Genomic DNA, 11,523 nt, shown 5'->3' with positions numbered 1-11,523 from the left:
CCCCGGGAGCCCTTCATGACCGCGTCTTCGACCAAGGGAATCAAGACCGTCCTGCACCCCGTCTCCGATCTCGCGCAGGCCCGGCAGGTCTACGCGGCACTGCTCGGAACCGAGCCGCAGATCGAGGGCACCTACTACATCGGCTTCGACGTCGAGGGCCAGCACATCGGCCTCGTCCCCGGCGGCGGCCCCCAGGGCATGACCGCCCCCGTCGTCTACTGGCACGTCGACGATATCGAGGCCAAGCTCGCCGAGGTCACCGCCGCCGGCGCCGTCATCTCCGAGCCGGTCCGCAATGTCGGCGAAGGCCGCCTGGTCGCCACCATCACCGACCCCGACGGCAACGTCCTCGGCCTGCTCCAGGACCGCTAGCCCCCAAACCCTTTCACCCTTTTCACCCATTGGAGGAACCCGAAATGACCACCACCGCAACCACCAAGACCACCGTCGGCTTCTCCGCCGAGGAGCGCGCCGCCATGAAGGCCCACGCCCAGGAACTGAAGGTCGCCGCCCGCCGCGGCAAGGCCACCAAAGCCGACGGCGAAGCCGACATCCTCGCGAAAATCGCCGAAATGTCCCCCTCCGACGCGGCCATGGCCGAACGCATCCACGCCATCGTCAAAGCCAACGCCCCCGAACTCACCCCCAAGCTCTGGTACGGCATGCCCTCCTACGCCAAGAACGGCAAGGTCGTCTGCTTCTTCCAGTCCGCCGAAAAGTTCAAGGCCCGCTACGCCACCCTCGGCTTCAACGACTCCGCCACCCTCGACGACGGCCCCATCTGGCCCACCGCCTTCGCTCTCACCACCCTCACCCCCGCCGCCGAATCCCACCTCGGCGACCTCATCCGCCGCGCCGCCGCCTGACCCCACCACCCGCAGCCGCCCCGGAATCCCCGCACGACAGGGGATCCGGGGCGGCTCTAGGCGTACCGGCCGCGTTTCGGGTCAGGGTTCCCGGGCAGGAGGACGGCGGTGAGCAGGCCCGCGATTCCGGCTGCGGCGAGGACGAGCAGGGCGAGGAGGTAGGCGCGGGTGGGGGTGGCGAGGGCGGTGACGAGGATGGTGCCGGCGATGCTGGTGCCCAGGGCGGAGCCGAGATTGGAGATGCAGCGGGACAGGCCGGAGATCTCGCCCTGTTCGGTTTCGGGGAAGGCGGACTGGACGACGTTCACCGAGGGGGTGAGCATGGCTCCCGAACCGAGGCCGATGAGGAGCAGGCCGGGGGTGAAAGCCCAGGGGGACGGCCAGATTCGGACCAGGGCGAGCAGGACGGCGATGCCTGTCACGGCTACGGCGAAGCCGGAGATGATCAAGGTGCGCTGGGGGTGGTTGCGGGCGGCGCGGGAGGCGAACAAAGAGCTGCACAGGATTCCGGCTGTCGCGGCCGTCGAGATCACGCCGGTTTCGACGGCGTTGTAGCCGCGTACGACCTGGAGGTAGGTGGCGACGACGAAGGAGACGCCCAGGAGCAGCATCCATTGGATGGCCTGGGTGACCAATGCCAGATTCGACGTGCGGTTGCCGAACAGGCTGAGCGACAACAGGACCGGTTTGCCGAGGCGTTCGCGGGCGCGCAGGTGCAGGGCGCAGGCCGCGAGCAGGGCGACACCGATCCCCACCTGGATCAGCATGACGGCGAAACCGCTGTCCGCCTGCATGATTCCCAGCACCACGCAGGCCAGGCCGCTCGCCGACAGGACCGTGCCCACCAGATCCAGTGGCCGGTCAGGGTCGGCGGGGAGTGGGTCAGCGAGCCTGCGGCCGGTCGCCACGATGAACACGATCACCAGTGCCTGGAAGAGGAAGACGGCTCGCCACGAGAGGGCCGTCGAGATCGCGCCGCCGATCAGCGGCCCGGTCGCCGCGCCGACCCCGCCCATCCCGGTGATGATCCCGAAGGCTCCCGCCCGCGCCGCGGTATCGGTGAACAGCAGTGTGGCCAGCACGTATACGGGTGGAATCAGCAGTGCCGTCCCCACGCCCTCCAGGATCGAGTTCCCGATGATCAGCACACCCAGCCCCGGCGCGGCGGCGCTCACCAGCGCGCCCGCCGCGTAGACGAGCAGCCCCAGCTGGAAGCACCGCTTGCGTCCCCACCGTTCGGTCAGCACGCCGCCGGGGATCATGAGCGCGGCCATCACCAGCAGGAACACGGCGATCGCGACCTGCACGCCCTGCACGCTGGTGTCCAGGTCCGCGCCGATATCGGTGATCATCACATTCATGCTCGTGCCGGCGAAACTGCAGATGAACTGTGCCAGCGCGAGCGGTATCAGCATCTTTCGCACCGGGCGAGTAAACGCGCCGCCCGCGCCGGGCACGTCATCCGTCGCGGATGAGGTCGACGCGCCCCGCTAGCCGATGAGCGGGTCGCGGGGGAGCCCGAGTATGCGCTCGCCGATCTGATTGCGTTTGATCTCGGAGGTGCCGCCCGCGATGGACATGCCGCGATGCATGAGCACGAGCGTATTGCTCAGGGCCGCGGCGCCATCCACGAAGAAGGTGTCGTCGCCCATCAATTCGGCGAGCTGCGCGGCGGATTCGTGGCCGAGCTCGGAGGCCACCAATTTGGTGATCGCGCCCTCGGGGCCGGGCCCGCCGCCGGAGACCGCGCGACTGGCCGACCGCAGATTCAGCAGGGCCATGGCCTGCTGCTCGGCCAGATACCGGCCGACCCGCGCCGCGCCGCCGGTGAGCCGTTCGGAATGCGTGTCGTAGAGCGCGACCAGGGCCGGGCCGGGGATCGAGAACCGGGAGCCGGTATTGCCGATACTGACGCTCTCATTGCCGAGGGTGGCGCGGGCGACCGTCCACCCGCCGTCGACCGGCCCGACCACATCGGCGTCGGGTACGAACACCTCATCGAGGAAGACCTCGTTGAACTCCGACTGCCCCGACGGCATCCGCAACGGCCGCACCCGCACACCCGGCGCGTGCATATCGATGGCCATCATGGTGATGCCCTGATGCTTGGGCACCTCGGGATCGGTTCGCACGGTGGCGAATCCGCGGCCCGCGAGATGCGCGCCGGAGGTCCACACCTTCTGCCCGGTGACCCGCCAGCCGCCGTCGACCCGCACGCCCCTGGTCGTGATGCCCGCGGCATCCGAACCCGCGCCGGGTTCACTGAACAGCTGGCACCACACCACCTCTCCGGCGAGCGCGGGCCCGACCCAGCGGTCGCGCTGATCCTGATCGCCGTGCTGGATGATGGTCAGAATGTTCCAGGCGGTGATGCCGAGGTCGAGCTTCTCGATTCCGGCGGCGGCGAACTCCTGCTCGATGATGATCTGCTCGAGCGCATCGGCATTGCGGCCGTAGGGTTGCGGCCAGTGCGGCATTCCGTAGCCGGTGGCGATCAACCGGGCGCGGCGTTCGGCGGCGGGCAGCGCGGCCAGCTGCGCGGCCTCGGCGCGCACGGCGGCGCGGACGGTTTCCGCCTCCGGCGGCAGTTCGATCGCCCGCTCCCGGGTGACCCCGGCCCGGGTGTGCCCGACCAGGTCGACCGCCGCCCGGCCGGGCTCCAGCAGCGCCGACAGCACGGCCGCGCGGCGCACGAACAGATGCGCGTCGTGTTCCCATGTCATGGCGATCCCGCCGTGCACCTGGGTCATGTGATTGGCGCAGAAGTCGACCGCGTACGCCGCTTCGACGGCCGCACATGCTGCGGCGCACGCCAATTGCGTGCCGCCGGTGCGCGCCGCCCGCGCCGCGTCCCACACCGCGGAGGTGGCCAGCTCGGTTGCCACCGCCATATTCGCGCAATGATGTTTGACCGCTTGATAAGTGCCGATGAGACGCCCGAATTGCCTTCGCACACCGGCGTATTCGGCGGCCATGCGGGTGGCCTCGGCGGCCACCCCCACCGCCTCGGCGGACAGGATCACCCGCTCCAGATCGCGCAGCATGCCCGCCGATTCCGGGACGATCGTCGCCGCGACCGCGTCCAGCGTGACCCGGGCGGTGCGCCGGGTGGGATCCAGATTCGGCGGCGTCCGCACCGAAACACCCGGTCCCACTTCGAGTATCGCGACATCGTTCCCGACGGCCAGCACCAGCGTCTGCGCGGTACCGCCGCCGAGCACCGCCACCTGCCCCGACACCGCCGCCCCCGCACGGGTCAGCCCCTGCCGGGTGCACACCGCCGCCGTCACCGACCCGTCGGCCAATCCGGGTAGCAGCTTCGCCCGCACGACCTCATCGCCCGCCGCCACCAGGAACGCACTCGCGAGCACGGTCGGCACGAACGGTCCCGGAGCGACCGCCCGCCCGAGGCCCTCCACGATCACCGCCAGCTCTTCCAGCCCGTATCCCGCCCCGCCGTACTCCTCGGGCACATGCACACCGGGCCAGCCCAGCGCTCGCAATTCCGGCCACCACGGCGGCAGCGTCTCCTCGTCCGTCTCCAGCAGGGCTCGGGCGGTGGCCCGCGCGCCCTTCCGGTCCAGGAATCCGGCGACGGTGTCCGCCAGTGCCCGATGTTCCGCGCCGATCGCGATACCGCCGACCATCTGCGCCCGATCTCGCATCCGGTCCGGCTGTGCTGCTTGGTCTTCCATCAATCCGATGCTCCTCCGGCCGCTGGACGGAGTCGAGGGTCCGGACGGCAAAAGTCTGTCGTACGACAGCAAGTCCGGTTACTTGCCGGTAGGGATACTCGTCTCGGGGGATCGGAGAGTGTGCGGATGCCATTCACCTCGAGTTCGCGAAAGCAGTTGAGATCCATGAAGATATTTCGGTACCGCGTCGCGCTCGCTCTCTCGAGTGCGCTTTTGCTGTCCGGATTCAGCGCGGTGAATGTTCTCGCCCAGGCAGACCCCAGCGCGGAGCACAGTGCAGTACAGGATGATTCGGTGAATACATCTGGCGACGCATTCTACGATCCGCCCGCCGGATACGAATCCGCCACACCGGGCGCAATTCTGGGCAGCAGGCAGGTGCGCGTCTCCGCGTTCTCAGCGGTATCGATGAATGTGCAAGCGTGGCAACTGCTCTACCGCACCACCGATTCCGACGGCAATCCGCACGCCGCCGTCACCACCGTGATGATTCCGCAGGGTCCGGCGCAGCCCCGGCCGCTGCTGTCGATCCAGGCGGCCTACGACGCCATGGTGCGCTCGTGCATGCCCTCCTACACCTTGACCGCCGACGACCCGGCCGCACCGCCGCCCAGTGAAGCGCTGCTGGCCGTGTCGGCACTGGAACGCGGCTGGGCGGTGGCCATCCCGGACCCAGGCGGGATCGACAATCGATTCCTCACCCCGCGACTCATGGGATACACGGTGCTGGACGGGATTCGGGCCGCACAGCAGTTCGCTCCGCTCGGCCTGCCGGGCGCGGCCACCCGCATCGCGCTGACCGGCTACTCCGGCGGCGGCATCGGCAGCGCCTGGGCCGCCGAACTGCATCCGACCTACGCGCCCGAACTGAATATCGCGGGCGCGGCCATCGGCGCACCCGTGGCCGACCTCGGCGCGGCCCTGCACTCGGCCAGCGGTCGCGCCGCGGGCGGACTCATCGCCATGGGCGTGGCCGCGGTCATGAACGATTCCCCGGAATTCAGCGCCGCGCTGGACCGCTACGTAACTCCCCGGGGACGTTCGGTATTGCGGGCGGCCCTGGTCGACTGCGCCAACACCACGGTGTCGAAGAACTTGTTCCTCAATGCCTCCGACCTGCTCACGGTGCCGCTGGACGTGGTGCTGGCCGACCCCGTGATCGCCGCCGCCATCACCGAACGCAATCGCGGCAGCGCCGTCCCGACGACACCGCTGTATCTCTTCAATGCCGTCAACGACGAGATCAGCCCGATCGGACCGGTCGACGATCTGGTCGAGAAGTACTGTGCCGCAGGCGCTTCGGTCACCTACGTGCGCGACGCCATGCCCGATCTGGTGAGCAATCACGCGATCGTAGGCCTCACCAGCGTGGGCGGCACCTTCGCCTGGCTCGACCGGGTGCTGGCGGGAGAACGCCCCGAACCCGGCTGCCGCACAACCACACTCGCCTCCTCCCTCGACGACGGTGCCTGGGCGGCCGAGCTTCCGGACGTCGCCCAGGGCCTGGCCCGCACCCTGCTCGGGCAGGCACTCGGCTGAGGCAGGCGGTCAGCGGCCCATGACACCGCGGCTCGGCACCACCGACGGCCCCGCCGCGCCCGAGACCTCATACCGGGCACGCTAACCCCGCGACCGCCCCAACTCACCGGCACATCCGGATACATAGTTGACCTTCGCGGCCTCGTACTCCACCCGAGCCCGGATCGCGGCGACCGAATAGCGGTCACGACGATGCCGAGCTGTGTCCACCGGCCGGTTCCGGCGCGGCCGCGTCGCGAGCATGACGCACCCCGCGAAAAGAACAGTGGTCAAACAGAATTCGAGAAACATGACCGACCTTCCGTCGAGATTCGAACAGTTACCCGCCGCGCTGTGATCGCCCTCGCGCATCGAGATATTCACGGGCGGTGCGAACCCGCGGGCAGGGCGGTTCACAGCCCGCGTGCAGCAGCAGAATCCCCGCAGCCCGCTCACCCGTGATCGGCACGATCCGCCCGTCCTCGCAGTGATCGGCGATCCACCGGCAACGCGCGGGCGTGCTCATCGCGGCCGCCCCGTACGGTGGGCGGCCCACCCGGCAAACCCCTCCAGTACTTCGCGCGCCCGCCGCCGCACCCGGCATCCGTCCCTGTCGCAATACCGATGCACCCGCCATGCCAGCAACGCATGTTCCCGAGCCAACGGCCCGGGATCTGTCTCGCAGTCAAGCAGATTCATCTCGATCTCCTCGGTGCGTGTGAATCGGGTGCGCCCGGCGAGGGAGCCGGAGTGGGTGCCCCCTCACCGGGCGCACCAATAGGAAATCTCCGGAAGCGCCACCGTGTCAGGTCTTTTCGGATGATCCGAAGAGGAAATTCTGAAAGCCCAGCACGCCCTCTCACCTGGCTGTCATGCTTGATCCGAAGCGGAAGACAACAGCCATCCGAATCGGAAGGACCGTTATGCCGCACGCCGGTTTGACTCTGCCGCTCCGCCAACTCGGTCGCCACCTTCGGGATTGGCGGATGCGAAGCTCGCTCAGCCTCGAAGAAGCCGCCAGGCGGTTGGAGGTGGGAGCGACCACTCTGCAACGTGCGGAGAAGGGCGGAAACAGCCGTATCAAGACCTATTTCGTCGAGAAAGCCTGTGAGCTCTACGGAGTGCCTGTCGAAACTAAAGACGGAATGGTCGGTCTCGCAAAGCAAGCCGCCACGGGAACCAACTGGTGGCACAGCTACGGCGACGTGATCCCCAAAGACTTCGATGTGTACGTGAGCCTGGAAGCCTTCGCGCGGACTGTGACTTCATTTCAGCCTCAGCTGATTCCGGGCTTGCTGCAAACCACGGACTACGATCGCGCACTCGTAGAACAGATCTGGCCAGACGGCCCCCGCGAGGAGTGGGATCGGCGCGTCCAGATCAAAGCTCATCGCCAGAATGTCATTCTGCGCAAGCTCGATCCGGCGACGTTGAACGTCGTGATCGGCGAAGCGGCCCTGCGTCACATGGTCGGCGGCCCGGCGACGATGGCAAAGCAGCTGCGCCGCCTGATCGAATTGCCAGCGCTGCACACGAACATCCGCCTGCGGGTGCTGCCGTTCTCGGCCGGTTTCCCAGGGGGCAGCTCCATGCCGGCGTTCGTGGTCCTGCACTTCGATGAGGATGCCGCAGGCGAGCCGATCGAGCCGCCGGTCACCTACCTCGAGTTCGCGGTGGGCGGCATGTACCTCGAGAAAGAGGACGACGTCGGCTTCTACACTCGCAAGTACCGGCTTCTCGAACAGTCCAGCCTGTCCGAAGCCGACACCGTCAGCCTGCTCATGCGGGCAGCGAAGGAGTACGAGCACCGTGAAAGATGAACTCGCCGAATCGAACTGGTTCACGAGCAGCTACAGCCAGGGCGGCCAGGAATGCGTCGAGGTCGCGTTCCTCGGCGGGGGGATGGTCGGGGTGCGCGATTCCAAGGATGCCGGTGGCCCGGCGCTCGTTTTCACGCCGGACCAGTGGGATGCCTTCGCGAGCCGGGCGGGGTCCGGCGAGTTCGATCCGCCGCCCGCCTGACCGTCCTACCTGGATCCGCTGCTAGATCCGCCCGTGAGCTTGCAGACCACCGCGGCGGCCGAGCCCGACAGCACGGCCGACTCCGAACAGACGCTGAAAGTCGTTGTGCGACTGGAGGCGCCCTGATTCACGACGATCGTGTAGGTACCGGCCTTGCTCGGCACCCACCAGAACCGCGCCTGATACTGGGCTCCATCCCATCCGGCGGTGTAGGGCGTCCGCTCGCCGAAAGGCACGCCGTTCAAGGTCATCGTGACCGGGTTGGCCTTGTCGGCCCCCGAGGTGAGCGCGATGACCTCGCACGCCGCACCCACGAGGCCGCAATTCTCCCAATCAACAGTCTTTTTCACCTCGACGCTGTCGATTTGCGCGTTCGCGGTGGGAGCCAACGCGATCGGAAGGCCGCAGGCTGCGAGGACGAGGAGACTGTTGCGCCAGGTCCGGCTGGTAGTGATCATGCGCCGGATCGTATGTGAAACATTTGCATTTCATCATGGATCGAATGCCCCCGAAACCAGGGGAGTGCAGCTGATTTCCCTGCCATTCGGGGAACAGGGCTGACCGGCATCTTCTTGAGGGCAAGCTGGTGTTCGAAGCCGATTTCACCCTCAGCGGAGCGACGCGAGGGAAATGACCGCTCATGGCGCTGCCACCGATCATAGGTGCGGGGGAACCGTGCAGTCGGCGAAATCGGGGTCCTGGAGTAGGGCGATCAGCTCCGGATGGGCGTCGCGGACGGCGCGGGCCACCTCGACGAAGGAACGGACCGGGGGCGATTCGTGCGCGCTGCGCCAGCCGACGGCGACCTCGTTGGGCTCGGCGTCCACGATGGGCAGTAGGCGGACGCCGGGGAACGGAATCCAGCGGGCGCATGCCACGGTGACCACGACACCGACCCCGGTGGCCACCTTGTGCAATTCTTCGAGCAGCGAGTTCGACCGGGACACCACCGATGCCTGGCAGCCGCCGCGGTGTGCATCCAACTCCCAGAACGCATTCCATACCGGGTCGGTGGTGGCTGCTCCGAGAATCGGCTCCTCCAGCAGTTCGTGGGCGAAGACCTCCGTTCGATCGGCGAGCCGGTGACCGCTCGGCAACATGATCATCAACGGTTCGGTGAACAAGGCCTCGAACTGCACTCCGTCATCGATGAACGGACGGCGTGCGAAGGCTACGTCCACTGATCCGCTCGCCAGGCCAGCGGACGGGTCCTCGTAGGTGAACTGCCGCAACTCGACGGTAATCCCCGGAAAGCGTTCACGGAATGCCGACAGGATCGGTTCGGTGAGGGTCAGTGCGGCGCCCTCCAGAGCACCGAGTACGAGGTGGTCCTGCTGGCCTCGGTGCACCGAGCGAGCACGCTCGACCGCCGCGTCGAGGCTGGTCAATGTGCTTCGCACATCCTGGAGGAATACCGATCCCGCGGCCGTGAGCTCGACATTCCGGGTAGTTCGTGAGAACAGCACCACATCCATCGCGTGTTCCAGTTGCTTGATCTGCGTGCTCAAGCCCTGCTGGGAGACGTGCAATCGCTGTGCCGCCCGCGTGAAGCTCAACTCCTCGGCTACCGCGATGAAGTACTGCAGTTGACGGGTGTGAACTTCCATGGCGCGCAGTCTAGGCCGGGACAACGTCTGAAAAGGCTCTTTTCAACAAGGCTGCTGTGGACGATTGGCAAATAACCAGCTCACCTCGGCGGGTGTGGTTGCCGAATCATCGCGACTGCTCGACCGAATAGGCGCCGGCGGCGTCACCGGTCAGCCGCCAGCCACCCGCCACCTGCGTGAGCGCGAGCCCGGAAACATTGCGGGACACTATATTCGGTCGCTGAACCCCCGGGTACCAGGCCTCGATCCGTCCGGTGCCGACGCCGGTGAAACCCTTCGCGCCGACCTCGGTGAGAGCGCCCGGTACGGCGCGGGGATAGGCGCGGGCGAGCGGCCGGGCGAATCCGGCGGCCTGGCCGAGCGAGACGCCCGAGGGGCAATCGATCCGGTTGAGATTGCCCTGCGGCTTGCCGGTATTGCCGTCGCGCACGGTGTGCGGATCACCGCAGGCCTGTTTCCACGACTACCAGGCGCCGCCCACGCGATGGGCATCGAGTTGATCGACGAACCGATCCACCTTGGCCGCATCGGAACTCGGGTCGCCGAACCAACCCCACTCACCGGTCCACAGCGGCGCCCGGTACTTGGCGGCGGCGTCCAGGGCGAGCTGGAAGCCCAGTTCGATGGACGGGAAGGAATTCACGACATTGATGGACTCGCTGTACAGATGCGGAGCGAACACGGCCAGCGGATCGTTGATGTACTTCGCCGGCGGCGTGGCATCGATGCCGAAGGCCGACCAGATCGCGCTGGGCTCGAAGATCATCAGATGCGGCAGGCTGCCGCTCTCCGCCCGCCGGATGGCCGCGATGACCCGCTGGTAGAACCTGCCGAGCTGGTCCGCCGCCGAAAACGGGTCGCGCAGACCAGGATTGGGCTCATTGAGCAGGTCGTATCCGGCAATCGCGGGCTCGTCCTTGAACTCCGCCGCCAGCTTGGCCCAGGTATCCACCAGATGACCCTGAATGCCGTCGGTGTCGTCGTAGAAGTGCTGGAACGACCGCGCAACGGCCGGTGCGGTTTCGCGGACGCCGCCGAAATTGCAGGTCGTCCAGCCGTCGGTGCGCGTCGCCCAGGCCGGGGCGCCGTCCCATCCGACACCGGGCTTCATCAGGACCGGACACCCCTGTCCGGCGGGCGTGCCCACCGCCTTGCCCCAGGCATCCTGATGCATGTCCAGGACGGTGTAGATGCCGTTGGCCGCGGCGTCGTCGACGGCGGTGTGAATGCGGGCCAGATAATCCCGGTCGAAAGCCCCGGGCGTGGGCTCGAGCGCGGACCAGGCCAAGTTCAGCCGCACCACATTCACCCCGAGTGCGGCCATCTGCTCGAAGTCGGTGCGATCCAGCGGTGCGACGGTCGGCAGCGGCTGATCGTTCTGGGCATAGTCGTTGAGCTGGTTGACGTTCATGCCGCGCAACAGCACGGTGCGGCCGGTGACGTCCGAGATGACACCGTTGGACACGGTGAGCTGCGGCAGGGTCCAGCCGCTCGATTCCGCGTCGGCCGGTGCGGCCGCATAGGCCGTGAGGCCCGTGAACAGCAGCGCCGCCGCAGCGACGGGGGCCAGGAATCGGCCTCTGGAGAACATGTCCTACCTCTTCGTGGATCGGGCGCGCGAGCATTCGGTCGGGAGGCCCGGCGCACGAAAAATATAGCGGCCCAACGGTTCCGGGTGGAAACAGCAGTTTCCGGCGCATTGACAACAGCGTGTTGTCAATCTGCCGGAAATTGGGATTTAAGTTCTCCTCGATTCTGTCTTAACGTTTCCGGCGTGAGCGAAGGCCCGAATTCCACACGGGCTCACGAGAATCC

Annotated in this window: 11 protein-coding genes; 5 read left to right on the top strand and 6 right to left on the bottom strand. The window is 67.3% G+C overall.

Translation table 11 applies throughout. The features are described 5' to 3' along the window. The first annotated feature begins 15 nt into the window (after window positions 1-15). Window positions 16-372 (top strand): VOC family protein, encoded by a 357-nt coding sequence (locus tag JK358_RS13150; RefSeq protein WP_201947208.1) that lies wholly within the window; start codon window positions 16-18, stop codon window positions 370-372. Window positions 373-416: 44 nt separating this feature from the next. Continuing rightward, a complete protein-coding gene (locus JK358_RS13145; RefSeq protein WP_201947205.1) occupies window positions 417-866 on the top strand; it encodes an iron chaperone in 450 nt (149 codons plus the stop codon). 56 nt (window positions 867-922) lie between these two features. On the opposite strand, the gene JK358_RS13140 is transcribed toward JK358_RS13145, so the two are convergent. After that, complete coding sequence (locus JK358_RS13140; protein WP_201947334.1) at window positions 923-2,281, bottom strand: MFS transporter; 1,359 nt, start codon at window positions 2,279-2,281, stop codon at window positions 923-925. 75 nt (window positions 2,282-2,356) lie between these two features. Continuing rightward, complete coding sequence (locus JK358_RS13135) at window positions 2,357-4,561, bottom strand: acyl-CoA dehydrogenase family protein (protein WP_232851177.1); 2,205 nt, start codon at window positions 4,559-4,561, stop codon at window positions 2,357-2,359. A gap of 294 nt (window positions 4,562-4,855) precedes the next feature. Between JK358_RS13135 and JK358_RS13130 the strand changes: the two genes are divergently transcribed. The 3 genes from JK358_RS13130 to JK358_RS13120 all read left to right on the top strand — a co-directional run bounded on the left by JK358_RS13130 (window position 4,856) and on the right by JK358_RS13120 (window position 8,101). Next, window positions 4,856-6,100, top strand: a complete 1,245-nt coding sequence (locus JK358_RS13130; protein WP_201947202.1) for a lipase family protein — start codon at window positions 4,856-4,858, stop codon at window positions 6,098-6,100. An 851-nt stretch (window positions 6,101-6,951) separates the two neighbouring features. Beyond that, a complete protein-coding gene (locus tag JK358_RS13125; protein WP_372440661.1) occupies window positions 6,952-7,899 on the top strand; it encodes a helix-turn-helix domain-containing protein in 948 nt (315 codons plus the stop codon). Beyond that, window positions 7,889-8,101, top strand: a complete 213-nt coding sequence (locus tag JK358_RS13120; RefSeq protein ID WP_201947200.1) for a DUF397 domain-containing protein — start codon at window positions 7,889-7,891, stop codon at window positions 8,099-8,101. Before JK358_RS13125 ends, JK358_RS13120 begins: the two co-directional genes overlap by 11 nt. Window positions 8,102-8,106: 5 nt before the next feature. Here JK358_RS13120 and JK358_RS13115 read toward each other — a convergent pair whose 3' ends face one another. From JK358_RS13115 to JK358_RS13105, 4 genes are all read right to left on the bottom strand, one after another. Further along, window positions 8,107-8,559 (bottom strand): hypothetical protein, encoded by a 453-nt coding sequence (locus JK358_RS13115; protein ID WP_201947198.1) that lies wholly within the window; start codon window positions 8,557-8,559, stop codon window positions 8,107-8,109. Window positions 8,560-8,757: 198 nt separating this feature from the next. Then, window positions 8,758-9,708, bottom strand: coding sequence for a LysR family transcriptional regulator (locus JK358_RS13110; RefSeq protein ID WP_201947195.1), 951 nt, complete (start codon window positions 9,706-9,708; stop codon window positions 8,758-8,760). Between the two features lie 106 nt (window positions 9,709-9,814). Beyond that, complete coding sequence (locus JK358_RS39195) at window positions 9,815-10,138, bottom strand: hypothetical protein (RefSeq protein WP_232851175.1); 324 nt, start codon at window positions 10,136-10,138, stop codon at window positions 9,815-9,817. 33 nt (window positions 10,139-10,171) lie between these two features. Further along, window positions 10,172-11,299, bottom strand: a complete 1,128-nt coding sequence (locus JK358_RS13105; RefSeq protein ID WP_232851174.1) for a glycoside hydrolase family 5 protein — start codon at window positions 11,297-11,299, stop codon at window positions 10,172-10,174. Between the last annotated feature and the right edge of the window lie 224 nt (window positions 11,300-11,523).

This window comes from Nocardia acididurans, from assembly GCF_016741815.1.
Lineage (GTDB): Bacteria > Actinomycetota > Actinomycetes > Mycobacteriales > Mycobacteriaceae > Nocardia > Nocardia acididurans.
This window is presented reverse-complemented; position numbering and strand designations above follow the sequence as displayed.

Coding starts and splice junctions, on each gene's coding strand:
- JK358_RS13150 (WP_201947208.1), top strand. CDS start 16: ATGACCGCGTCTTCGACCAAGGGAATCAAGACCGTCCTGCACCCCGTC.
- JK358_RS13145 (WP_201947205.1), top strand. CDS start 417: ATGACCACCACCGCAACCACCAAGACCACCGTCGGCTTCTCCGCCGAG.
- JK358_RS13140 (WP_201947334.1), bottom strand. CDS start 2,281: ATGCTGATACCGCTCGCGCTGGCACAGTTCATCTGCAGTTTCGCCGGC.
- JK358_RS13135 (WP_232851177.1), bottom strand. CDS start 4,561: ATGGAAGACCAAGCAGCACAGCCGGACCGGATGCGAGATCGGGCGCAG.
- JK358_RS13125 (WP_372440661.1), top strand. CDS start 6,952: ATGCTTGATCCGAAGCGGAAGACAACAGCCATCCGAATCGGAAGGACC.
- JK358_RS13115 (WP_201947198.1), bottom strand. CDS start 8,559: ATGATCACTACCAGCCGGACCTGGCGCAACAGTCTCCTCGTCCTCGCA.
- JK358_RS13110 (WP_201947195.1), bottom strand. CDS start 9,708: ATGGAAGTTCACACCCGTCAACTGCAGTACTTCATCGCGGTAGCCGAG.
- JK358_RS13105 (WP_232851174.1), bottom strand. CDS start 11,299: ATGTTCTCCAGAGGCCGATTCCTGGCCCCCGTCGCTGCGGCGGCGCTG.